Origin of the sequence: Ruegeria sp. HKCCD7559 (assembly GCF_013110575.1) — a bacterium.
GTDB lineage: Bacteria > Pseudomonadota > Alphaproteobacteria > Rhodobacterales > Rhodobacteraceae > Ruegeria.
Window position 1 is genome coordinate 61,395 of sequence record NZ_WVQU01000006.1, and the last position, 24,404, is coordinate 85,798.

Below are 24,404 nucleotides of genomic sequence, written 5' to 3' on the forward strand. Positions count from 1 at the left end.
ACAAACATGGAAAACAACTCATCTGACCAAGTCTCGGCCGGTTGGATCTGCGACTACTTCCAACCGACATCACCCAAGAATATATACCCCGCCCCATAGATCGTCTTGATCAACCGCGGGTTCTTAGGATCTTCTCCCAGCTTGGTGCGCAACCTGGAAATCCGAACGTCCATCGCCCTGTCAAAACTGTCTCCGGCTGCGCCACCCAGGGACTCCTGCATTTGCCCTCTGCTGATCAGCCGCTTGGGGCTTTCCAGAAACAGCCGCAGGACTTCCCCCTCTGCATGGCTGAAAGGCGTTTCGTCACCTGATTCACTTTCAAGGACGTATCGGTCAAAATGTGCGGTCCAGCCGTTGAATTCCGCCGTATCCGAATGAGAGGTCTGAGTGCGAGGTGTTCTTAATCTTGCCCTGATCCGCGCCACGACTTCCGCAGGGTCAAACGGTTTTGTAATATAATCGTCTGCCCCAAGTTCCAGCCCCGTAACACGGTCCTGCACCTGCGCGCGCCCCGAAATGATGATCACTGCCGCGCCTTGTTCCAACGCCAGACGATGAACCAACGCCAGCCCATCCGTATCCGGCAATGACAGGTCGACCAGACAGACATCGGGTGTCACACGATTGAGCGCAGCCTCGAACTCTCGTGCGCGGGAAAAACTCTGCGTACGGAAACCGGCATCCTCCAGAGCGTCCGTCAGGATGCGCCGGATTTCGGGTTCGTCGTCGAGGATGGTAACCAGCGGTTGCGTCATCAGGCGGCCTCGGTTTGGATCAGGGCTGACAATTGAGCCTGCGAAAACGGTTTACGCAACACCGGGGCCAACGCAAGGGCGCGCTGGTACAACCGGTCCGAACTGGGCAGCGATGTCATAAGGATACATGGCAATCCTGGCTTCACCTGCCGCAAAATGTCCAGACCGGTACCATTTCCTTCGAGACGGATATCGGACAGGACAAGAGAAATGTCTTCAACGCTGTTAATCAACGCCAGCGCCTCATCTACCGAATTGGCCTCGATGACGGCGAAGCCCAGCTCTACCAGCATATCCCGAAACTGCCCCCGCAAATCTTCGCTGTCTTCGACCAGAAGTACCAGACCGTCTTGCACGGGCGGAGCTGGCCGATAGGGCAACCGCAAAACGACGGACGCGCCTGATACCGTGTTCTTGAGATTCAGATCGCCCCCGGCCAGCTTGACAGTGTCATACACCATGGGCAGACCAAGCCCCGACCCGTCGCTTCCCTTGGTGGTAAAGAACGGGTTCAGCGCCTTTTCCAGCGCCTCTGGAGTAAAGCCCGGGCCAGTGTCCGATACGGTGATTTCAACCCAGATTTCTCCGATGGTATGCGCGCTGATTGTAATCTGACCCGAACTGCCGCAGGCATCCCGCGCATTCAGCACCAGGTTCAGCAACGCATCCTGCACCATTCCCGGGTCCAGCATCAAAGCCCGGTCGGGCAAAGTGTTGACCACCGACAAACCGACGCCGCGCGGCAAGGAAGGCGAGGCCAATATTCTCAGGTCTTCCAACAGCGCCTTCATGTCCGTGGCCTGAGGATGTGGCGTTCGGTTCCCGGTCATATCCGCAATCCGGTTCAGCAATTGCCCACCCCGACGCGCCGTTTGCTGTGTCGCGGCAACCAGCTCATGTGCTTCATCCGACAGGTCCATTTTGTTCAGTTTGGACTGCATCCCAAGGATGATCGTCAGCAAGTTGGAGAAGTCATGGGCCAATCCACTGGTCATCTGGGCGGCCATAGCCCGCCGACGCGTTTGCTGCAAAACGACGCGCGCCTGCGTTTCTTCGGTGATATCAACCGACATTACATAGACGCCACCGGCGTCATCGGGCGTGAATGAAACGCGGATACGGCGGGAATCCTGATCCTCGGTGAACTCGAATACGGAGGTTTCTCCGTCATATGCTTTTGCCAGATGCGCTTTGACCCGCCGATACGCGGCGGCACCAAGAGCTTCGGATATGTGAAGCCCAAGAACCTCCGACGGACGTCCGGGAAGGACCGCGCTCAAACGGCGGTTGGAGTAGTCATATCGACCAGTGCTATCCAAATGCGCGATATGAGCCGGCATCATTTCGGTCATCATGCGTGTGCGGGCTTCGATTTCGGTCAGCTCGCGTTTGGCCTCTTCCAATGCCTTGATCGTGGCCGCAAGCTTTCGGTTGGTTGCAGACAGTTCTTCGGCGTGGCCGAGTAACTGTTCCGACAATTCTTCCGATCGCGCCCGCAGCAGGTTTTCTGCACGCCGGGTGCCGGTAATGTCAGTGTAAACCGCAACCCATCCGCCCTGTGGCAACGGCGCGCCTTCTATCGAGATAACCTGCCCGTTGGGCCTTACGCGTTCCATGTAATGAGGCTCGAAAGCCAAAGCCTGCTCGACGCGCAGGTTCACCATTTTTTCCACACTTTCTTCGTCACCGTATTCGCCACGGCTGGCGAGAAAATGGATGGTATCCCGAAACAAGGCTCCGCGTTCGACCAGCTCGTCCGGCAGGTCGAACATTTCCTTGAACCGACGATTGCTCAGCACCAGTTTCAGGTTGCTGTCATAGATCGAAAGCGCCTGACCGATGAGATTCAGTCCGGCAGTCGTCATCGCCTTTATGCGCTGTTCGGTGATGTCCAGGTTCGTCTTCTCCACGCCCCATGGGTACCATCAGAATTGATGCGCCGGTAGTGGAATTGATGAACGACAAAACGTCTCATGCAACTTCCATGATCCAACTGAAAAGAGCGCGAAAGCGTGCAGTAATCCTAATATCTGGAACGGGACTTCGCGCCTTCGGAAGTGATGGAGTGCAACGACAAGGTATGATCCATGTTTCGCATCCGATGGCGCAGCATCTGTCTGCAAAACCGGGCAAGATCAGCCGCAAACGCGGGGTTATCCGCAAGGTTTTCGAATTCTCCTTGTCCCTGGTGATCAAACAGGATCGGCGGCAGGTCGGCTGCAAATTCGATCAACGTGAATCGTTCGTCCCGCAATATTCCCAGACAGGAATCACTGTTGCCCGTTCCCAACCGCCGCTGCCAGAGGGTCGGTTCTTCGGGTTCCGAAAAATCCAGCTCGCTGAAGGAATAGCTGCGCCAATCACCGGGAACGTCGCCTTGCAACAAGGGCAACAAAGACCTGCCATCCATGGCGTTTGGAACAGTCTGCCCAATCCAATCAAGGATAGTCGGCGTGACATCAATCGACTCGGTAGGAACGGTCACTTTCGCGCCGGCCATGGCCTCGTTCCCCGGCAGACGTATCATCAACGGTGTGTGATAGGCTGCGTCGTACACAGTCATTTTGCCCCAGCTGTACCTGTCGCCCAGCATTTCGCCATGATCAGCCGTTATGACCAGCATGGTATCGTCGTATTGCCCACTGTCCTTGAGATACTGAACGACGCGCCCGATATGGTGATCGACCTCGGTCGCCAATCCCAGATAAACGGCGCGCAAAGTGCGGATGTTTTCATCCGTTGGCTCAACGTCAGCAAAGCCATGAACGAACTTTTCTGCCGTATAAGCGTCCAGCTTTGGTCCGAAAAACGGATGCAGTGCCTTTTCAGCGGCTTCGCTTGGCAGGCGTTTCGGCAGAGGGATTTCCGCCGGATCGTACATGTCGTTATACGGGGCAGGCGCAACCAAAGGCGGATGAGGACGGATGTAAGTCAGATGAGCAAACCATCCCTCGCCTTGATGAGGTGCAATCCCGTCCAGAAACGCATCGGTCAGGAAGGCTGTGTCGCTGTGTTCTGCCCGATACATGGCCGGGTCGTTCAGCTTGAGCGTTTGACCATCCGGTGAGACAGGCTTGAAAACATCCCAATATGTATCGAACGTATAGCCATTTTTCATTAAATATGATCGCCAAGGGTATGACTCTTCCAGGCGCATTTCGACAACTTCAAGGAACCCGTTCATCGATTGCTCGTAAGATTTGAGCACGGGATCGTTGGGATCATGGACTCGGGGATCGGCAGAGGTATCGGTGTACCCGAACAGCATCGGCATATAACCCGCCTTTCGCATTTCCGTGGCGATGTTCGGCGTATCATGACGCAGCGGTGTACCATTTCGCACGGAACGGTGGTTCATCGCGTATTGGCCGGTCAAAATCGATGCGCGGGATGGCCCACAGGGATTGGCGACAGAGAAGTGGCGCGTAAAACTGACCGCCTCGTCCATGAAAGCCCGAAGGTTCGGTAGCTGCACGTGCTCGGCAAGAGCGCCGTTCAGGCAATCTGCCCTCAATTGATCGATGATTATGAACAGAACGTTCTTGGCGTGATGCATACCGACTTCTCCGAATTCCGCACCCGGGGTTCCGCAGCGGAATGTGTCCCGCTTCCGTTTTTTGCGCAACCGATTAGTCGAACAGCCCTGCGTTTTCTTTTCCGGCCTGACTTGAGCCGAGAAAAGTAACACCCCTGTTTACAGTTACGCTTGCTTCAACTCATAGTCCGGCGTGACGCCAAGGCCATCCTATGCGGCAAAAACCACGTCAAAGGGCACAAAGTCATTGCAGGCATTGAATGTTTTACTTCACATGGCACCATGACGCAGCCAACGATCACATCAGAGCGCGACGCCAGCGGCAATCAAGTGCGCATTTCTGGTGAGTTGCTCACACAATCCCTGCAAACCGTGGAGCGTGATTTTGCTGCGGTCCAACCTTGCGGGGGCAAAGTCGTTATTGACCTGTCCGGTATAGAAGCATTGGATACGGGCGGAGCCTGGCTGGTTGCGGACCTGGGCCGGAGGTTCACGTCAATCGGTGCCACGCTGGAGTTTCAAGGTGTGAAACCCGCACATGCGACACTGATAGACACGGTGACACGCAGCATCCCGGACAAACCTGGCAAGCTTGAGGACCCTCGTGGATTTCTGGACTGGGTCGCACATGTGGGTCAGGGCACATTCGGAGCCTGGAAGGATACCCTGTCGATTCTCGAATTTCTGGGCCTCACCCTGCACCGCTTGTTTCGGACCCTGGTCATGCCGTGGCGTCTGCGCAAAGCGGCCCTTGTCACTCATATGGAGGAAACCGGGGTCAAAGCCCTTCCCATCGTGGCCCTGATGGGTTTTCTGATCGGTGTCGTGCTGGCCTTTCAGGGTGCGACACAACTGAAACAGTTCGGGGCCGAGATCTTCGTGGTCGAACTGATTTCAATCTCGATTCTGCGAGAGCTGGGAATTTTGCTGACCGCGATTATTGTTGCCGGCCGCTCGGGTTCGGCATTCACGGCCTCGATCGGTTCGATGAAAGTACAGGAAGAGATCGACGCCATGCGGACGCTGGGCCTTGACCCGATCGAGGTTCTTGTCATTCCACGTGTTTTGGCGTTGCTGATCATGCTGCCCATTCTTGGCTTTGTCGCAGATGTTGCCGGCCTCTTCGGCGGCGCGCTGATGAGCTGGATCGATCTGGGCGTAAGCCCTGGCATGTTTGTCACCCGTTTGAAAGAAAACACCGATGTCTGGCAACTTGCGGTTGGGTTGATCAAGGCACCATTCTTTGCGCTGGTCATCGGGGTCACAGCATGCTGGCAGGCCTTGCAGGTCAAAGGGTCGGCCCAGAGTGTGGGGCAGCGTACAACCGCCTCGGTTGTGCAATCCATTTTCATGGTGATTGCAATCGACGCATTGTTTTCGATTTTCTTTTCCGAAATCGGAATCTGACATGAACGATAGCACGCAACACGAAACGGAACAGAACGCAGCGCAGCGTGACGCCGTGATCCGCGTTCGCGGTCTCAGAAACCAATTCGGAACGCAGGTGGTTCATGACGATCTGAACCTTGATGTCTGGCGCGGCGAGGTTCTGGGCATTGTTGGCGGGTCCGGAACCGGAAAATCCGTCTTGCTACGTACAATTGTGGGTCTGAACAAACCTGCTGCTGGCAGTATAGAAGTGTTGGGAGTGGATGTCCTGAACGGTCCCGAAGAGGAACGCCGCAGGATCGAACGCCACTGGGGCGTGGCCTTTCAAGACGGTGCGCTGTTTTCATCGCTGACCGTATTGCAAAACGTGATGGCCCCACTGCGAGAACATACGGGCATCAGTGAAAAACTGATGGAATCTCTGGGTGCGTTGAAGATCAGCCTTGTGGGTCTGCCCCAGCTGAGTTGCGGCAAATTTCCATCGGAGCTGTCAGGCGGCATGCGAAAGCGCGCGGCGCTTGCACGGGCACTGGCGCTTGATCCCGAAATCGTTTTTCTGGATGAACCGACTGCCGGATTAGACCCGATTGGCGCGGCTGCGTATGATGAGTTGATCGGCGAATTGCAGCAGGCACTTGGGTTGACTGTTTTCATGGTCACCCATGATCTGGACAGCCTTTACGCCATCTGTGACCGAATTGCAGTGCTTGCAGAAAAACGCGTGCTGGTTGAAGGTCCGATTGAGGATATGACCAAAGTGGATCATCCTTGGGTGCAGGAATATTTCACAGGCCCCCGCGCCCGCGCGGCGCAACAGAAGGGTCAGGACAGGTAAAGGCGATGGAAACCAGAGCAAATTACATCCTGATCGGCGCGTTCACCCTTGCGGGACTGTTGGGCGTATTCGGCTTTTTCCTGTGGTTGGCGAAATTCGAAGTGACCCGGCAATACGCTTACTACGATGTATTGTTCGATAACGTCTCGGGGCTTTCGGCGGCGGGCGGGGTGAATTTCAACGGCCTTCCTGTTGGGCAGGTGATCTCTCTGAACCTGGACGAGGACGATCCGTCCAAGGTTCGCGTGCGAATAGAAGTGGATGCAGATATTCCGATCACCGAAGAAACGATCGCCCAGCTTCAATCGCTGGGTGTTACCGGCGTCGGTTACGTTGAACTTACTGGCGGGTCGCCTAATGCCGAAAGATTGCCGCAGGACAGCGTGATCAAAAGCAAGCGCAGCACCATCCAGTCATTATTTGAAGGCGCACCAAAAGTGCTGGACGAGGCCGTTACACTTCTGGAAAGCCTGAACAAGGTCGTCGACGACAAGAACCGGCAAGCCGTGAGCAGCATTCTGGACAACCTTGCCTCTGCGACTGGCCGGCTGGACAAAACATTGACAAGCTTTGAATCCGTGGCCAGCGACATAGGCAGTGCAGCCAAGGATATTGGTGAATTTTCAAAACGTCTGGACCCTTTGATCGAAACGGCGGATACGACCCTCAAGACCGGCACGGACACGCTCAATTCGGTCAAGTCCGCGTCCGAGTCAGCCAGGGCTGCGCTGGACGAAGCGAAAACGACGATCGAAACGGCAGACCGCATCTTGCAGCAGGACGTTCGACCTTTCATCGAACGCGGGTCGCAACTGGCCGAACGGTTGACCCTCTTGTCGGACGAAGGCAGCGTCACGCTGGGGATCGTGAACGAGACCGTGTTGAACGCCAACACGACACTTGGTTCGATCACATCTGCAATGGACACGGCCAAAGGTGCGCTGTCTTCGGCGGAAACGGCCTTTGAAACGGCCAACCGCGTCATGGAAGAAGACGTGGCGCCCGTAGCGGAAGATATCCGGAAGGCGGCCAACCAGGTCACCGAAACAGTCTCGAACATCACCGGTAAGATCGATCAGATTTCAGACGATGTCCTGAGCGCTTCGAACTCTGCGTCAGAGCTGCTGGGGACAATTGACGGCATCGTTCAGACCAACCGCCGGCAGGTGTCAGACTTCTTGCGGGTGGGTCTGCCGCAATTTATTCGCTTCGTCGAAGAATCCCAACGCCTGGTAATCAGCCTCGACCGTCTGGTGGACAAGGTCGAACGTGATCCTGCGCGGTTTCTGCTGGGCACCCAAGCATCGGAGTTCCGTCAATGATCAAGCCTGCAATTGCAATTCTGACGTTTGCATTGGTCGGTGGATGTGCCGGTTTGGGCACTTTGAAACAAGCCGCGAAACCCAACGATCTGTATCTGTTGACACCCAAAAGCACATTTTCGTCGGCGTTGCCGCGAATACAAAAACAGATCGTAGTTGAAGAACCAACAGCAACCGCCGCTGTGAATACGGATCAGATCGCCATTCAGCCCACCCCGTTACAGGTTCAGTATTTGCCGCGGGCACGTTGGGTGGATCGCGCACCCCTGATCGTTCAGACGCTGTTGATCGAAAGCTTTGAGAATTCTGGCAAAGTCGCTGCCGTTGGCCGGTCAACGGTCGGTCTGCGTGCTGATTACGTGATCGCACCGGACCTGCGCGAGTTTCAGGGGATTGTTGTTGCGGACCCCGAGAACGGAGATAAAATCCGTATCGAAGTGCGCATGAACATCAAGGTCATCGATGAATACGACGACAAGATCATCGCTTCGAATTCGTTTCAGGAAAATGTCGTTGCCGCAAGCGACCAGACATCAGATCTGATCAAAGCGTTTGATTTGGCCTTGGGGCGCGCGATGCGAGATTCTGTTGAATGGAGCATTCGCAGGATCAGCACGCATGTGGCCAACAATCCCAGATCGAACCCCAGTTGAGTTAAGCCACATGTCAAAACAGTAAGTGCGGGCGCAGTTCGCCCACACCTGTTCTGGGTAAACGGTTGTTAACGGATCGGGTCTCAGAAACGAGATGCCGAAGCGCGTTCCCAATCCGCCGCGAATTCCTCGGGCACAACACCTGCCAGCAGCGCACCATCCTCCAGATAGGTGTAGAGGTCACCATAGGTTCGCTCATGCTCGTCCGCCGTGCGCCGCAAAATGTCGCGTGGATGCAGCTCGGACACTTTTTCCTTTCCCATCGCACCCAAGAGTTCGCGGAAACTTTCGAGTGTTGCGTCGTGATACCGGTGAACGCGCCGCCGCTTTTGCGGGATGTTCACAGCGCGCCCGCGCACGGGATCCTGAGTGGCGACCCCGGACGGGCAACGGTTGGTGTTGCAATGCAAGGCCTGAATGCAGCCCACCGCAAACATCATCGCCCGTGCCGCGTTGCACATATCCGCACCAAGCGCGAATTTCTCGACCATGTCGTATCCGGTCGCCACTTTGCCCGCGCAAATGATCCGGATCTTGTCGCGCAGCCCAACGCCACGCAGGCAATTGTTTGCGAAAATCAGCGCCTCGTTCAGGGGCATACCGAGACGGTTGGTGAACTCGACCGGGGCCGCGCCTGTACCCCCTTCTGATCCGTCAATGGTGATGAAGTCCGGCAAAATCCCTGTCTCAAGCATGGCCTTGCAGATCGACATGAACTCGGAAGGTTTGCCAATACACAATTTGAAGCCGACAGGTTTGCCGCCGGACATTTCGCGAAGATCTTGAACGAAGTGCATCAACCCCGAGGGCCCGTCAAAAGCGCTGTGAGTTGGGGGGGAAATCACATCCTTATGCTCGGGCACCCCGCGGATTTCGGCAATTTCGGCATCGACCTTGGCAGCGGGCAGAACGCCCCCATGCGCAGGCTTGGCACCTTGGGACAACTTGATCTCGATTGCCTTGACCACATCCTTTGTGGCCTTTTCGGCGAACTTGTCCTTGTCAAACCCGCCTTCCGGCGTTCGACATCCAAAATAGCCCGTCCCAATCTGCCAGATGATATCGCCGCCTTCGGCCAGATGGTGAGGAGACAACCCGCCTTCACCGGTATTGTGGGCGAAACCTCCATCCTTTGCCCCGCCGTTCAGCGCGCGGATGGCGTTGGCGCTCAGGGCGCCGAAGCTCATCGCCGAAACATTGAGACGCGAGGCGCTGTAAGGCTTTGTGCATTGTGGCCCGCCCAACATGACGCGATCTTCGCTTTTGTCCACGTGCTTGGGCGCAAGCGAATGATTTGCGCGGTGATATCCGACCTCGTTTATGTCGTATTGTGTTCCGAAGGCCTGCGTATCCATCTGGCCCTTGGCGCGGGAATAAACCAGGCCGCGTACGATCCGGTTATAAGGTCGGCCGCTTTCGTTGGTTTCAACGAAATACTGTCGAATTTCCGGGCTGACGAATTCAAGCATGTACCGGAAATGCCCCAGAACCGGATAGTTGTTCAGCACATTGTGCTTGGTAGTCAAAACATCATAAAGGCCGATGACCGCGTAGGGCACCAAGATGACCAAAAGCCAATGTACGGGTGGCCAGAAGAACCCCAACAGCAACACGAACGGCAGGCAGACATAGCTCAGAAAATAGTAGATCCTGCGTACAATCATGTTCCTGTCTCCTCATGTTTCCGACCGGTGGTTGCGCGTTCCAACAGCACTCAACGTGAAACAGATTGATTTTTAATTGCAAGCTTTCGCGGGAATTTATCCGCCCAAAGACGAAAACGTGAAAGTGCGTTACGGTGGCTCAACAGTTGAACAGGGTGTCGCCAGTGGATATGCCACGCATACCAGAAGGCGACAGGCATACACTTGACAAAGACGCATTCCCAACCCCGACGCGACCGCAAGAGCCTTATGTTTCTCGCCGTCTTTGCCGGAGGGGCGCTGGGATCGTTGTTGCGCGAAGTTTTCGCGCTGGAAATCCCCGGCCTCAGTTTCCTCACGTCGACCTTCGGCATTAACGTGGCGGCCTGTTTCGTCTTGGGGTGGCTGTATTCAATACGTCACAAGGTGCACGCGCATGTTCTGCATCTGGGCGCGGTCGGATTTTGTGGTGGGTTGTCCACCTTTTCATCTTTTGTAGCTGATCTGGAACGTATTGCCGAAAGTGATCTTTGGGCCGTGCCGCTTGCTGTCGGGTTGGAAGTCGCGTTAGGCATTGGCGCTGCCCTGGTCGGAGAGAAGCTGGGCAACCATTTTCATTCCGAGAGGTCACCGTCATGAATGACCTCTATCTTCATGCGATGTTCGGACTGGGCGGAGGCCTGGGGGCGGTCCTGCGTCATTGGCTGGCTTTGAAAGTGCGGCACGATTTGCCCTTTTCGACGTTGATCGTCAATGTATTGGGCAGCCTGCTGCTGGGGATCTGGATCGGCTATCTGGGCGGCCCTGTCGACATCCCCGAGGATCAAAGACGGCTGGTCTTTGGATTCTGCGGCGGGTTCACCACCTTTTCCAGCTTTGCCTATCAATCTCTTGAACTTCGGCGCGAGCGGACTCTGGTTCTGGCAGCTGGCAATATCCTGATCAGCCTGGTGCTGTGCTGGTTCGCCCTGTGGCTTGGGCTCACCTTGACGCGCTAATGCACATGATCGGCAACATGTGACCCGGGCTTCGGAGCGCGACAAAAGAAAAGCAATGGAATTGTCGCCAAGGCAAGCAGACCCAGATTGTTGAAAACGGTCAAATAGGAAATCATCTCGGCCTGCTTCATGATTTCCTGGCCCAGAATGGCAGCACCTTCAGCGCTGTCCGGCGCAAGGCCAAGCGGGCTCAGATACGCCTGGGCCGCGGGGTTGTAGGGCGTCACATTCTGGCTGAGCACCGCCGTATTGGTCTGCAACCCGCGTACAACCCAGGTGCCGACCAGCGAGATGCCAACCGACGACCCCAGTTGCCTTGTCACGTTGAACAGACCAGAAGCTTCGTCCTGCCGGCCTTTACTGATGCTCTCGAAAGCCAGTATCGACATGGGCACGAACACAAGACCCATCCCGAGGCCGCTGATGGCCCCCGGCCATGCGAGCTCCCAAAAACCGGCATTGAGGTTGATGGCCCCCATCATGAAATTCCCTATTGCTGTCAGCAACAGGCCGATGCCCGCCAGCAGGCGCGGATCGAAGCGGTTTACCAGAACTGCGCCGGTCAGAACCATGGACAGCCCTGCGGTCAGGCCACGCGGAATGAACAGATGGCCCGACGCGATGACTGGGAAATCCAGCAGACTTTGAACAAGCGTCGGCAAAATCGCGATGCCCCCGAACAGAGACACGGCAAAACCCGCGATGATCAGATTGCACAGGGCAAAGTTTCGGTCTGCGAACAGACGCAGGTCCACAACCGAATTGCGAGAGGTCAACGCGTGAAAAATGAAACCAAACGCCCCGAGAATTGCTGCGATCACAGCCACCTGGATGACGCGGGACGACATCCAGTCCAGTGTCTCGCCTTGATCCAGAACGAATTGAAGGCACCCGATCCCAAGAGCCAGCAGAGCAAGGCCTTTCCAATCGATCTGAACCTCCTCGGTTTTGTCTTCCGGCAATTCTCCGGCCAGCAGAAGCAGCGCAAGGGCCGCCACAGGAACATTGACAAAGAAGACCATCCGCCAGGAAAAATATTCGGTCAGGATTGCACCGACCGTTGGCCCCAGTACCGGCGCCACCACGACGCCCAGACCGAAGATGGCCATTGCCTGTCCGCGCTTTTCCCGCGGGAAGGCATCAAATAGAATGGACTGGGACAAAGGGATCAGGAAAGCGCCGAACATGCCCTGAGCCAACCGAAAGGCAACGATGACCTCAAGGCTCCAGGACATGCCGCACATCATCGACATGACGGCAAAACCAGTCACCGCCGTCAGGATCAACCGTCGTCGGCCCACGCGTCGGGCGACGAACCCTGTCAACGGCATGATGACCACCGCGGAAACGATATAGCTGGTCAGAATCCATGTCGCCTGATCGGTCGTCGCCCCGAATGCGGCCTGGATATGCGGCAACGCCACATTGACAATCGTACTGTCCAGGACTTCCAGAATGGCGCTGAGAACAACGGCGATCACGATCACCATGTTCACATGGCCGGACGCCACAGGGGTCATTTGCCGTCCACCGGACCTGTTGTATCTACGACAACTTTGCTGCTGCCTCCGACACGCAAGGGCGCATCGGTCGGGTCAAGCGCGATCCGAACCGGAAATCGCCGGGTGACCTTGACCCAATTCCCGCTCGCGTTTTCCGAGGGCAACAACGAAAACGTGTCCCCAGACCCTCGCCCGATTGACGCCACCTTACCTGTGAGCGTCGTTCCGCGGAGCATATCGACACGTATTGTGACCGGCTGCCCCGGACGAATGCGCGCCAATGCGGTCTCTTTGAAGTTCGCGTCCACCCACCAATCGGACGATTCGACAATCGAGAATTGCGGGGCATTGGCGGACACCGAGGATCCTGGTCGAAGAGTCAGATTGGCGATCCATCCGTCGGCCGCAGCATGGATCTTGGTCCAGGCAAGGTTGGTTTGCGCAATTTCAAGTTGTGCCCGCGCAGACAGGATATCATCCTGTTTTGCCTGCAACCCGCTTTTCAGTGCCAAAAGGCTGGACTGGCTGGTCGTCAACCTTGCAGAGGCTTGGGCGAAATCCGATGCCGTCTGATCCAGCGATGCCTGCGCGATATCGCCTGATGCGAACAGGGCTTTTGCACGTTCAAAACTCTTCAATGCAGTATCGTAGGCCGATTGGGCGCTGTCCACCGAAGCCTCTGCCGCCGCAATCTGTGTGGAATAGGATTTGGCCTGTTGTATCGCACTATCCAGATTGGCTTTGGCTGCATCCACAGAAGCCTTGAAATGAGTGTCGTCGATCGTGAAAAGCAGATCGCCGTTTTTCACGGGCTGGTTTTCGATCACATGTACATCGGCCACCTGCCCTGTCACCTGTGCAGCGACATAGATGATGTTCGCGCCCAGATATGCATCCTGAGTGGACGGGTAGCGCTCTTCGTGCCTCCAGAACAGAACAAGACCGACTGCAATTGCTGCAAGTATCAAAGCCACGGCTGCGATTTTGAGTGGCTTCATTCTCATATCCCTTTCTGCACGCGCCCCATGCGCATCACATCACATGCATGTGCATTCGTATTGCCAGATTGCCCAGCACCCAGACCGTTCCAAAAATCATGATCAACAGAACCATCGTGGAAAACAGAACCAGATGCAGGTCTTCGCGGCTGCTGCGCCGGCGATCGATGTGCAGGAAATAAACAAGTTGCAGAACAAGTTGGGCCAGACCCAGCAATCCAATTGTCAGGTAAACACCGGGGGTTTCGATCCCAAACAGATGGGCCACGCCGAAGGTCGCAAAAGTCAACAGCAGCGAACCACCGTATCCGATCACATAGCGCCGACGCTCGCGACGGTGCATTTCAGAGCGCTTATCCATAGGTCAGACCTCCGAAATAAACGATGGTGATGATCCCGATCCAGATCAGGTCCAGAAAACGCCAGAACAGGGCCAACCGAACCACGCGCGAGATAATGACGTCCGTCATCCCTTTCACACGCAACTGGATACCCAGAACGATCAGCCACAAGCACCCAGCGGCGACGTGCAAGCCATGCAGCGGAACAAGTCCGAAGAAAGCCGACAAGAAACCGCTGCGCTGCGGAATGCCACCTTGTTCCGCCATGGCCATGAAATCACGCACCTCTAGCACCAGGAAGCTGATGCCCAGAAAAAGCGTGACGCCAAACCACAAGACAATACGAGCGCGCGGCAGATTGTATTTCAGCGCCAGCATGGCAAGGCCAACCGTCAGACTGCTTGTCAACAGGATGAGCGTCTGCGCAAAGACGCTTTTGAGATCAAACAGCTCGTGCGGGCCGGGACCACCGGCCTGTGCATCGACCATCGTGATGTAAATCGCAAACATCAGGCCGAAATAGACCAGGTCGCTCATCAAAAAGACCCAGAACCCGAAGGTGACGACCTCGGTCGCCTTGTCAGCACTCGCGTGACGTTCCCCCAGGTTGATACCCGGATAGCTGTGGGTGGGCGCGCGCTTCATGTCACCGCCTCCAGATCGGGGCGGGCGAGGCCGCGATTTTCCGAAGACGTCTCGAAATCGCGATCCACCGCCTTTTCACCGTGAACCAATGCAAGCCAGGCTTCGTGATCCTTGCGCACTTCTTCCGCCGGTATGGTCAGCTCGGTACTGTCGTCGAACGTCCAGACGATCACCGCCAGGATCATCAGAACCGTCATCAATGCAGCCAACCACCAAATCCACCAGACCAGCGCGAACATCCAGATACCACTCATGACACACAGAACGAACCCAATGCCTGTATTGCGCGGCAAATCGATATCTTCATAGGCGTCGGGCGTTGGGTAGGCTGCCCCCTTTTCCTTTGCTGCCGCAAAATCATCCCGGTCCGTAACGGTTGGGATGATCGCAAAGTTGTACGGCGGCGGCGGCGACGGAACAGACCATTCCAACGTCCGTCCATCCCATGGATCTCCAACGGGAACACGGGTCTTTTCGCGGTCACGGATGCTGACCCAAAGTTGGATCAGAACCGAGAACAACGCGCAGGTAATCACCAGCGCCCCGACGATCGCCACCACCATGAAGGGATGGAAAGATGGGTCATCATAGCTGAAAGAACGGCGCGGCATCCCCATCAGCCCGACGAAGTAAAGCGGCATGAAGGTCAACAAAAATCCTATGGTCCAGAGGGCAACCGTGACGCGGCCCCAGAACTCGTTCAGGCGAAAGCCGAAAGCCTTGGGGAACCAGTAGTTATAGGCGGCCAAAAGTCCAAACAGCACACCCGGCAACAGTACGTTGTGGAAGTGGGCCACCAGGAACAGCGTATTGTGTACCTGATAATCCACGGTCGGATTGGCCAGGATCACCCCGCTCAGGCCACCAATCACGAACAACATCAAAAATGCCAAACCATACAGCATCGGCACCGAGAACCGGATGCGCCCCCGCCACAAAGTCGCCATCCAGTCATAGACTTTTACACCGGTGGGAATGGCGATCAGCATGGTTGCGATACCAAAAACGGCGTTGATCAGGGCGCTCTGCCCCATGGTGAAGAAGTGGTGCAGCCAGACGGTAAACGACAGAACCGCGATCGACATCGTGGCGATGACGAGCGAGTTGTAGCCGTAGAGCCTCTTGGCCGAAAAAGTCGCAAAAACTTCGGAGTAGATGCCGTAGGCAGGCAGAACCAGCAGGTAAACCTCGGGGTGGCCGAACAGCCAGAACAGATTGGCATAGTTCATCATGTTGCCGCCGAGGTCATTGGTGAAAAAGTGGAAGTCCAAATAGCGGTCCGCGGCCAGCAAAAGCGCCGCGACGCCCAGCGGCGGCATGGCAAAGACGATCAGGATCGAACTGCATATGATGGTCCAGCAATACATCGGCAACCGCATGAAGGTCATGCCCGGCGCGCGCATCTTGTAGATCGTAACGGCAAAATTGATACCGGTAAGCGTCGTGCCGATACCCGATACAACGATCGCCCAGATCCAGTAGTCCGGCCCAACGCCCGGATTGAAGGCGGCCCCGGTATACGGTGGGTAGGCCGTCCAGCCACCGGTCGAGAACCGCCCCACGACCAGCGAAACCATAAGCATCATACCGGAAGACACCGTCAGGCCCAGACTGATCTGGTTCAAGCGAGGGAACGCCACATCCCGCGCCCCGATCATCAGCGGAACGACATAGTTCGCGATACCAAAGACAAAAGGCACCGCGACAAAGAAAATCATGATCGTGCCATGGGTGCTGAACAGCTCGGCGAAATGTTCGGCTTCCAGGAACCCGTCGCCCGGGCCCGCGGCTTGCTGCGCGCGCATGACAACGCCTTCCAACACGCCGCGCGCCAGCATGACGATGGCAAAGACGACATACATGATCCCTATCTTCTTGTGATCAACACTGGTCAGCCAATCGCGCCAGAGGGGCGTCCACAACCGAAACCAGCTGAGCAGGCTGACCACGACGACAACGCCAACCAAGACGATTGCGGCCGCGGCGTTGGCAACGATCTCATTCGCGTTCGGGTTCTGGATCAACCCTGTGATCGGAAGCGCATCCCAGTCGAGGCGGCCAAGGAATCCTGAATAGGACGGCGTCATTGCTGCACCACCTGCCCGAAGGATGCCGTTCCCGGCTGTTGATCAACCGGCAGCGCTTTGCCGCTGTGATAGCGGTGCAGGATCGTTTGAAACAAATCTTGTTCCATCGTGAAGTACAGCGCGTCCTTTGGCATCTTGTCGGTGCCCAGCGCCGCCTGCACCTCATCCCTGTCTGTCCGCATCGCGAGCATCTGATACGTTTCCGGGTCCAGTCGGATACCATTTTCGCGCACTTTCTGGGCCCAGCTTTCAAATTCATCACTGTTCATGGCAACGGTACGAAATTTCTGTTTGGTAAAACCCCGCCCGTTGTACTGCGTGTTCTCGCCTTGCATGACCTCGGGGACGTCCGCGACCAGATGCAGTTGGGTGGTCATTCCCGGCATCGCGTAAATCTGGCCCGCCAGCGCAGGGATCATGAAGGATTGCATGACGGTATCGGTGGTCAGCGTCATAGCCACTTGCTTTTTGGTGGGAATGCCGAACTCGCCCACACTGGCAATACCAAGATCGGGATAGATGAACAGCCACTTCCAATCCAGCCCGACAACCTGCACGCGCAAGGCCGGATCTTCACCAAACGCCGACGCGTATGGATCAAGCCGATGGGTGGCCTTCCAAAGGTAGAACGACAGGAGCGCCACAATCACAACGGGCACACCCCACATGAGGAATTCCAGTTTCGCGGAAAAATCCCAATCCGGTCGGTAAGCTGCGTGACTGTTCCTTCTGCGGCGATAACGAAACGCGATCAACGGTACCAGTATCAGCACAGGGATAACAGCCACCATGATCAAAGCGGTCGCCCGCAGCAGATGCGTTTTCTGGATGGCGGCAATGGGTCCTTGCGGATCCATGAAACTGTCGCTGGCGGAAACCATGTGCGGCATCGACACAAACAGGATCACCGCCATCGCAAGCAAAGGGATTGGATTGGGCGTTTTTACATGTGCCATGACTGACTGCCCCTTCCTCAAACAAAATATCATTCGACTATCGACAAGTGCGTGAATTTTCTCAAGAGTTTTTCAAACCACCAATTGCCCAAGTCTATCCCGATTCAACTTCGGGTAAATGGGCCCAAGCCATTGCGGCATCTTCCCGTTGACTTGCAATCCCAACCGGGACAGACAAAATGACGATGCGTATTCTGGTATTCTCTTTCGGGTTCATCCTGCTCTTTCAGCCCTTGTTGGCACAGGATCGTGCGGCGATCGAACGCCAGTTTCAGTCGTGGTTGCAAGAAACCATTTGGCCTCGGGCAAAGGCCAAAGGTGTGACACGCGAGACGATGCAAGCAGCCCTTTCCGGCGTGACCCTTGACTGGAAATTGCCTGATCTGGTGCCTCCGGGAAGCGCGCGCAAAACGCCCAAGGTCCAGAAGCAGGCCGAGTTTGGCTCACCCGGTCGCTATTTCAATCCGGGGTCGGTACAAGGCGCAACATCGGCAGGACGGAAAATGGCACGGCGCCATGCCGCAACTCTGGCGGCGGTCGAAGCCGAAACCGGCGTTCCTGCCCGCATTATTCTGGCGATCTGGGGAAGAGAGAGCGGATACGGACAGGTTCCGATCCGGCATGATGCTTTCCGGGTACTGTCGACCAAGGCTTTCATGAGCACCCGGGCAGACTATTTCACAGCCGAGCTTGTTGCCGCGCTGCAAATCGCAGAAGCAGGGCACCAGCCCGCCCGGCAAATGAAAAGCAGTTGGGCTGGCGCTTTGGGTCAGCCTCAGTTCATGCCGTCCAACTATTTGTCCTATGCTGCCGACGGCAACGGCGACGGAGCGGCTGATATTTGGGGGTCACCCGAAGATACGATTGCGTCAATCGGAAACTACCTCATGAAACACGGCTGGGTTCCTGCACGGGATTGGGGATTCGAGGTTGTCGTACCCCAAAATGTCTCTTGCGCTTTGGAAGGCCCCGATCAGGGGCGACCTATTCAGGACTGGGTTGAGATGGGTGTACGTCGCGTCTCGGGCAAACCCTTTCCAGCCCATGAGCTGCGTGGTGACGGGTACTTGATGATGCCCGCAGGACGACATGGTCCGGCATTTCTGGTCACGCCAAACTTCTACGTTCTGAAGGAATACAACAAAAGCGACCTGTATGCCTTGTTTGTCGGCCATGTTGGCGACCGTATTCAATACGGTATCGGAGATTTCAATGGCGCTTGGGGAAAGGTCGGCGGGCTGTACAGATCTGATATCGCCAAGATGCAGCAGGCGTTGGAACAGAAAGGGCATGATGTCGGAGGGGTCGATGGACTGCCGGGGTTCAAAACGCGTCGTTCGATAGGTCGATGGCAAGAGACCCTGGGCATCGAACAGACCTGCTTTCCGGATGCGCTGATGAAAACAAGCCTGGCCCCGTGAGGCAAACCAAGTTGTTCAGCCGACTCTGACACCCGGCCGGCTCATCGATCCAATGTGCAACAATCAGGCGCTTCCAGAACCTATCAACGGAACCTCGTAACAATTGTTGCCCATACGAAAACAAACTCTAAAAGGGAAAATCAAAAACTCGGATGCGTTGAACAAGGCGGTCAGCCGCCCTTGTGGAAGTAAGAAACTCTGTCCGTCTGCACCCTTTGACGCGGTATGTCCTTCAGACCCCGTGCTTCCGTAAATGAGGGTTGTGGGCTGCTTTGGGCGGGTTGCGGTCTTCCGGGTGGGAAAACCACGCAAAAATAACATGATACGCGGCGCGGCGGCACAGTCGGGTCGGTTCGGGGAGCCTCGTGATCTGCAAGATACGCCGCGAAGAACAAGCCTATGAATTTTTCGTGATCGACCGATGCGATATATCCCGCTCTTCACCGTGCAGTCAGCCAATGATCCAAGCTCATGGTACGCAAATTCAGTATGGATACCGCATCAGAGCGGACTTTTGACTCCTCCCTGGCAAGGTGGCACGATTTGACTGATAGCAGCCTGATCCATCAGGCATCATTGATTGACAGGGCATTGCGGCCTATGAGGACATTCCGGACATTTCCTGCTCTGCTGGCAAAACTTGATAATTGAGAGGCACCATGACACGCAAAGTTACCAAAGCGGTTTTTCCTGTAGCGGGCATGGGAACGCGTTTTTTGCCAGCGACAAAATCCGTTCCAAAAGAAATCATGACGCTGGTGGATCGTCCATTGGTGCAATACGCAATTGACGAAGCCCGTGCAGCCGGGATCAAGGAGTTCATTTTTGTAACGTCACGCGGGAAATCCGCGCTGGAAGACTATTTCGACCACAACCTGGTGCTGGAGCAGGAGCTGAAAGCCAAAGGCAAAAACAAACTTCTGGACGTGCTGAACAAAACGAATATGGAAAGCGGCGCGATCGCTTATATCCGCCAGCACAAAGCTCTGGGGCTTGGACACGCGGTCTGGTGCGCCCGGCGGCTGATCGGCGATGAACCATTTGCCGTCATGCTGCCTGACGACGTCATCGCCGCCGACAAACCCTGTCTGCAACAGATGATCGAGGCCTACGAAGACACCGGTGGCAACATGGTCGCGGCGATGGAAGTTCCGAAGGAAAAGACCAGCTCTTACGGCGTGCTCGATGTTGGCGACAATATCGGGTCCGTCGTCCCCACCCGAGGCATGGTTGAAAAGCCTGACCCATCAGAAGCGCCTTCCAATTTGGCAGTCATCGGCCGGTACGTGCTTCGGCCGTCCGTTTTGAACAACCTCAACGCAAAAAAAACCGGAAGCGGCGGCGAAATCCAGCTGACCGACGCCATCGCCCAGGACATTGCCGCCGGAGTGCCGGCCTACGGCTATAAATTCGATGGTCAGCGTTTTGATTGCGGTTCAAAATCAGGCTTTTTGCAAGCCACCGTTGCTTTTGCTCTTGCCCGCGAAGACCTGCGCGATGATCTGAGCCAATATCTGAATGACATTGTCGCCACGGGGAAAGCTGCTCAGTAGTCACAGATTGTTTTACTTGACCAAAAACATGGCAATACTGTCAGTCACCCGCAATTCGAAGGCACGTGCATGACCAATACAGTCTACCCCGTCATTCTTTGCGGTGGTTCGGGAACACGTTTGTGGCCCCTGTCGCGCAAAAGCTATCCCAAGCAATTCGTTCCTCTGGTCGGTGAAACAAGCCTGTTGCAGAATTGCGCGGAACGGATGCTCGGCCCTTCTCAGGCCCCGTATGCAAAGCCACTTGTTCTGACCAACGAGGCTTTTCGCTTTATTGTCCCGGAACAATTGATGGCCGTCGGAATTGACCCCGGCCCAATTCTGATCGAGCCCGAAGGTCGAAACACCGCCCCCGCTGTTCTTGTTGCAGCCTTGTATCTGACGGCGCGAGATCCGGATGGCATCATGCTGGTGGCGCCGTCTGATCACGTGGTTCCGGACATGGACGCCTTTCATCAAGCCGTCGCCGAAGGCGTACGGGCAATAAGTGAACGGCGCGATCTGGTAACTTTCGGCATCACTCCAACGCACCCGGAAACCGGATACGGCTATCTCAAACTCCGCCATCCGCCGGATACGTCCCAAGAAGCTGTCCCATTGGATCGTTTTGTGGAAAAACCTGACCGGAAAACGGCCGAGGCTATGCTGTCGGATGGCAGCTATCTTTGGAACTCGGGGATCTTCCTGTTTGCAGTTCGCGATATCCTTGCAGCTTTTGAACAGCACGCGAGCGAACTGATCCCGCCGGTTCAAAAGGCCGTAGCCGAGGCAAAAACGGATTTGGGATTTCTTCGACTGGACCCGGCGGCATGGGCAGGTGTGGAAGACATTTCGATAGACTATGCAGTGATGGAAAAGGCCCTGAACCTGAGCGTGGTGCCTTATTCCGCTGGCTGGTCCGATGTCGGAAGCTGGACCGCGGTCCAAGAGCTGTCGAACCCCGATGAAGACGGTGTGGCGACCAACGGAGAAGTAACAGCAATCGACTGCCGCAATGCACTGATACGGTCCGAGTCTCCGGCACAGGAAGTCGTGGCAATGGGTTTGGAAAACGTAATTGCCATTGCGATGCCCGATGCGGTTCTGGTCGCGAGCATGGACAAGGCCCAGGACGTGAAACAGGCCGTTGCAGCGCTGAAGGCCAAGGGGGCGAAGCAGGCAGAATCCCTGCCGGTGGATCATCGTCCGTGGGGCTGGTTCGAAAGCCTTGTGATCGGAGACAGGTTTCAGGTCAAACGCATCCATGTACATCCCGGTGCGTCGCTCAGCCTGCAATCTCACCATCATCGTTCCGAGCATTGGATCGTGGTTGAAGGCACGGCCAAGGTCACTATCGATGATCAGGAGCGTTTGGTAACCGAAAACCAATCCGTCTATATCCCACTGGGAGCGACACACCGAATGGAAAACCCCGGGAAAGTTCCCATGGTTTTGATCGAAGTTCAGACTGGCACCTATCTGGGTGAAGACGACATCATCCGATACGACGACATCTACGCCCGAGATTGATTCCCGGGCATTGCTCTGCACGGGAACGCCTATCGGCGGGTTCTCCGCAGACATCAGAATCTTACCAAAATCTTCCCTGGGCGGTCGGCCCGGTCAGACAGGATTGACGCGCTTTGCGGCAGGGTAGCGCGCAACCGAAGCTTCGGACCGACGCCACAGGAGGACCCCCCGTGTCACAAACATCCCCCCGATTGAACCTGCCTTTGCTGCAACCGGCACAAGCGCAAAAACACGTTACCCACAACGAAGCCCTGAGACAGCTCGATCTGGTCGTGCAACTCTCGGTACGGTCCACAGATTCCGGGACACCTCCTGTTGTCCCCGAGCAATGCGAAGTTCATGCCCTTGGAGCCAACCCGACCGGGGACTGGACAGGACATGCCGGTGAACTTGCCGCCTGGCTGGACAACGCCTGGCATTTTGTGGCCCCCGACATTGGCTGGCGCGCCTGGGATGAAGCGGCCGGAGATCTGAAATACTGGACAGGAACAGCCTGGGCCCCCCTGCCTGTCAGCACTCAGAACCTGGACGGAGTCGGGGTCGCGACTAATTCAGACAGTACGAACCGTTTATCCGTTCGCAGCCCGGCGACCTTGCTGAGCCACGAAGGCGGCGGGCATCAGCTGAAGATCAACAAAGCCAGCGCAGGTGATACCGCGTCGCTGTTGTTCCAATCGAACTGGACGGGTCACGCGGAAATGGGACTGTCTGGCACAACCGGATTTTCCATCAAAGTGTCTCCTGACGGCGGCAATTGGACTGAAGCGATGACCTTTGATCCCGTAGCCGGAACCGTGTCGGGGGCAGCTGTTCAGGCGGACGCCAGCGACACGACTTCGGGCCGACTGATGCGCGCCGACTACGGATACGGCCCTGGAAACCTTCTTGGAACAGTGGCGGAAAACGCAGGTGTTCCGACCGGCGCTGTCATTGAGCGCGGCAGCAATGCCAACGGAGATTATGTGCGGTTTGCCGACGGCACTCAGATCTGTACGGCCACTCTTGCGCCCGTGGCCTGCACGACTGCTGAGGGTGCTCTTTTCAAAAACGGCCCAATAACCTGGGATTTTCCGGCTGACTTTTCGACGCCCCCGAACCTGAACGGTACCGGAGGTATTGCAACCCGTTTTACCGGGTTTGATACACCTTCGTCGTCCCAATCGACATTCATTGTCTTCTCGGCGATCTCGGATGCGGCAGCCTTGGCGCCATCCGTCACGGCCATTGGTCGCTGGTTCTGACAGGCAGGGCCGCCTGGATACCGGAATCAGGCGGCCAATCCGACAGCAGATCGGTTGCGACCCGTTCCGCGTTTACCCGCGCCACCAGATTTGCAGCCATTCATCACACCGGCAAAAGCAGGATGGTTGGTGGAGCGCCCGCTCACGGAACGCAGCAAACAACTTGTAAGAAAAAGTTTGCACCGACCAAACATGCACGCCTCTCCGACTGACGTCTCGTACCAAGTCAAAGCCGAAGACGATATTCGTTTACAATCAATCAGAATCGGTAGGACGCCCCGATCACCGGCCCGGACTGATGGAACTCGAAATCATTGCCGCCGATCTCATGGTCGAAGGCGATATAGCGATATCCGCCACGGATCACCCATCTGTCATTGATGGCATAATCTGCCGTCAAAAGAACCTGCCACGTTTCGCTGTCACTGCGGAAGCCGCCATAATCAACGAACCCGGTTCCCGTCCATTTGTCGGAAAAAACGTAACGTATTCTTGCGCCAATGACCGGGTCTACCCAATCGTCGTCCACAACGGTTGTGCGCCCAGGTGCCGAACCGGACGTCAGTGTGAAATTGGTTTCGGTGCTGAACCATCTGAAACCACCGGCAATGTCCAGTTGAACGGAAGGATCTTCATAGACCCGATAGGCCACGTACCCACTTAGGAACTGGGTGGTGAATGATGTATCGAGAGTGGATCCAGACGGACCGGCACCACTGTTGCTGAAGGATAAATTTGTATAATTGTAGTCAGCCAGCAGGCTCCAACGCCCATTGGATGCCGCAAACGCGCCCATAAAGGCGAAATCCAGGTTGCTCAGAGCGTCAGAAAAACTCAACGTGCCGTCCAATGTTCCTGACGGGGTCTCGATAGACGTTTCCGTTTCAGGCATGAAAAGGTAAATCGTCGCTTCATGGGACCAATCGCTTTGCTGCGCGGAAGCGGTTGTGCCATACGCCGCAACCAAGGCCAAACCCGCGCCTTTTATTGCCAGTTCTGTTTTCATCTCGTCCCTCCAATA

General features: G+C 56.1%; 22 protein-coding genes. 10 read left to right on the forward strand and 12 right to left on the reverse strand.

The genetic code is table 11. The annotated features are described in order from the left end of the window. Nucleotides 1-53: 53 nt before the first annotated feature. From GS605_RS15545 to GS605_RS15555, 3 genes are all read right to left on the reverse strand, one after another. Entirely contained in the window at nt 54-755 is a 702-nt protein-coding gene (locus GS605_RS15545; RefSeq protein WP_152460491.1) for a response regulator transcription factor, read from the reverse strand. Then, nucleotides 755-2,620 carry a PAS-domain containing protein gene (locus tag GS605_RS15550; RefSeq protein WP_371807773.1) on the reverse strand — a complete coding sequence of 622 codons (1,866 nt, stop codon included), beginning with the start codon at nt 2,618-2,620 and terminating at the stop codon, nt 755-757. Before GS605_RS15550 ends, GS605_RS15545 begins: the two co-directional genes overlap by 1 nt. A gap of 158 nt (nt 2,621-2,778) precedes the next feature. Further along, nucleotides 2,779-4,311 carry an alkaline phosphatase family protein gene (locus GS605_RS15555; RefSeq protein WP_171724554.1) on the reverse strand — a complete coding sequence of 511 codons (1,533 nt, stop codon included), beginning with the start codon at nt 4,309-4,311 and terminating at the stop codon, nt 2,779-2,781. A 261-nt stretch (nt 4,312-4,572) separates the two neighbouring features. On the opposite strand from GS605_RS15555, the gene GS605_RS15560 reads away from it, so the two are divergent. From GS605_RS15560 to GS605_RS15575, 4 genes are read left to right on the forward strand one after another with little or no spacing between them, the layout of a single operon-like run. Next, the gene (locus GS605_RS15560) at nt 4,573-5,697 is read left to right on the forward strand and encodes an MlaE family lipid ABC transporter permease subunit (protein WP_171724555.1); all 1,125 of its coding nucleotides are present in this window, start codon (nt 4,573-4,575) and stop codon (nt 5,695-5,697) included. 1 nt (nt 5,698) lies between these two features. Then, nucleotides 5,699-6,514: an ABC transporter ATP-binding protein gene (locus GS605_RS15565; RefSeq protein WP_171636362.1), complete on the forward strand. Its 816-nt coding sequence runs from the start codon at nt 5,699-5,701 to the stop codon at nt 6,512-6,514. Between the two features lie 5 nt (nt 6,515-6,519). Next, complete coding sequence (locus tag GS605_RS15570; RefSeq protein WP_171724556.1) at nt 6,520-7,836, forward strand: MlaD family protein; 1,317 nt, start codon at nt 6,520-6,522, stop codon at nt 7,834-7,836. Beyond that, nucleotides 7,833-8,489 (forward strand): ABC-type transport auxiliary lipoprotein family protein, encoded by a 657-nt coding sequence (locus tag GS605_RS15575; RefSeq protein WP_171636366.1) that lies wholly within the window; start codon nt 7,833-7,835, stop codon nt 8,487-8,489. Before GS605_RS15570 ends, GS605_RS15575 begins: the two co-directional genes overlap by 4 nt. A gap of 83 nt (nt 8,490-8,572) precedes the next feature. Here the strand turns inward: GS605_RS15575 and GS605_RS15580 are convergent, their stop codons facing one another. Beyond that, nucleotides 8,573-10,153, reverse strand: a complete 1,581-nt coding sequence (locus GS605_RS15580) for an FMN-binding glutamate synthase family protein (protein ID WP_171724557.1) — start codon at nt 10,151-10,153, stop codon at nt 8,573-8,575. Nucleotides 10,154-10,402: 249 nt separating this feature from the next. On the opposite strand from GS605_RS15580, the gene GS605_RS15585 reads away from it, so the two are divergent. Together GS605_RS15585 and crcB are read left to right on the forward strand one after the other, a co-directional pair. Next, nucleotides 10,403-10,771, forward strand: coding sequence for a CrcB family protein (locus GS605_RS15585; protein ID WP_171724558.1), 369 nt, complete (start codon nt 10,403-10,405; stop codon nt 10,769-10,771). Further along, complete coding sequence (crcB, locus tag GS605_RS15590; protein WP_171724559.1) at nt 10,768-11,130, forward strand: fluoride efflux transporter CrcB; 363 nt, start codon at nt 10,768-10,770, stop codon at nt 11,128-11,130. Before GS605_RS15585 ends, crcB begins: the two co-directional genes overlap by 4 nt. On the opposite strand, the gene GS605_RS15595 is transcribed toward crcB, so the two are convergent. From GS605_RS15595 to GS605_RS15620, 6 genes are read right to left on the reverse strand one after another with little or no spacing between them, the layout of a single operon-like run. Further along, nucleotides 11,127-12,650 (reverse strand): DHA2 family efflux MFS transporter permease subunit, encoded by a 1,524-nt coding sequence (locus tag GS605_RS15595; protein ID WP_171724560.1) that lies wholly within the window; start codon nt 12,648-12,650, stop codon nt 11,127-11,129. The two genes, crcB and GS605_RS15595, sit on opposite strands and share 4 nt — an antisense overlap. After that, nucleotides 12,647-13,630, reverse strand: coding sequence for an HlyD family secretion protein (locus GS605_RS15600; RefSeq protein ID WP_171724561.1), 984 nt, complete (start codon nt 13,628-13,630; stop codon nt 12,647-12,649). The genes GS605_RS15595 and GS605_RS15600 overlap by 4 nt, the downstream gene beginning before the upstream one ends. A gap of 34 nt (nt 13,631-13,664) precedes the next feature. After that, the gene (locus GS605_RS15605) at nt 13,665-13,991 is read right to left on the reverse strand and encodes a cytochrome o ubiquinol/quinol oxidase subunit IV (protein WP_224856200.1); all 327 of its coding nucleotides are present in this window, start codon (nt 13,989-13,991) and stop codon (nt 13,665-13,667) included. Further along, nucleotides 13,984-14,616 (reverse strand): cytochrome c oxidase subunit 3, encoded by a 633-nt coding sequence (locus GS605_RS15610; protein ID WP_171724562.1) that lies wholly within the window; start codon nt 14,614-14,616, stop codon nt 13,984-13,986. The genes GS605_RS15605 and GS605_RS15610 overlap by 8 nt, the downstream gene beginning before the upstream one ends. Beyond that, nucleotides 14,613-16,703, reverse strand: a complete 2,091-nt coding sequence (locus GS605_RS15615) for a cbb3-type cytochrome c oxidase subunit I (protein WP_171724563.1) — start codon at nt 16,701-16,703, stop codon at nt 14,613-14,615. Before GS605_RS15615 ends, GS605_RS15610 begins: the two co-directional genes overlap by 4 nt. Next, nucleotides 16,700-17,659, reverse strand: coding sequence for a cytochrome ubiquinol oxidase subunit II (locus GS605_RS15620; RefSeq protein WP_253283324.1), 960 nt, complete (start codon nt 17,657-17,659; stop codon nt 16,700-16,702). The genes GS605_RS15615 and GS605_RS15620 overlap by 4 nt, the downstream gene beginning before the upstream one ends. Before the next feature lie 179 nt (nt 17,660-17,838). Here GS605_RS15620 and GS605_RS15625 point away from each other — a divergent pair, with 179 nt between their 5' ends. From GS605_RS15625 to GS605_RS15640, 4 genes are all read left to right on the forward strand, one after another. Beyond that, nucleotides 17,839-19,080 carry a lytic murein transglycosylase gene (locus tag GS605_RS15625; RefSeq protein WP_171724564.1) on the forward strand — a complete coding sequence of 414 codons (1,242 nt, stop codon included), beginning with the start codon at nt 17,839-17,841 and terminating at the stop codon, nt 19,078-19,080. Between the two features lie 659 nt (nt 19,081-19,739). Further along, a complete protein-coding gene (galU, locus tag GS605_RS15630; RefSeq protein ID WP_171229432.1) occupies nt 19,740-20,633 on the forward strand; it encodes a UTP--glucose-1-phosphate uridylyltransferase GalU in 894 nt (297 codons plus the stop codon). A gap of 69 nt (nt 20,634-20,702) precedes the next feature. Further along, a complete protein-coding gene (locus GS605_RS15635) occupies nt 20,703-22,142 on the forward strand; it encodes a mannose-1-phosphate guanylyltransferase/mannose-6-phosphate isomerase (RefSeq protein WP_171724565.1) in 1,440 nt (479 codons plus the stop codon). Between the two features lie 170 nt (nt 22,143-22,312). After that, complete coding sequence (locus tag GS605_RS15640) at nt 22,313-23,383, forward strand: DUF2793 domain-containing protein (RefSeq protein ID WP_171724566.1); 1,071 nt, start codon at nt 22,313-22,315, stop codon at nt 23,381-23,383. Here GS605_RS15640 and GS605_RS21195 read toward each other — a convergent pair. Next, complete coding sequence (locus GS605_RS21195) at nt 23,358-23,483, reverse strand: hypothetical protein (RefSeq protein ID WP_256369023.1); 126 nt, start codon at nt 23,481-23,483, stop codon at nt 23,358-23,360. The two genes, GS605_RS15640 and GS605_RS21195, sit on opposite strands and share 26 nt — an antisense overlap. A 159-nt stretch (nt 23,484-23,642) precedes the next feature. After that, the gene (locus GS605_RS15645; RefSeq protein WP_253283325.1) at nt 23,643-24,389 is read right to left on the reverse strand and encodes an outer membrane protein; all 747 of its coding nucleotides are present in this window, start codon (nt 24,387-24,389) and stop codon (nt 23,643-23,645) included. Between the last annotated feature and the right edge of the window lie 15 nt (nt 24,390-24,404).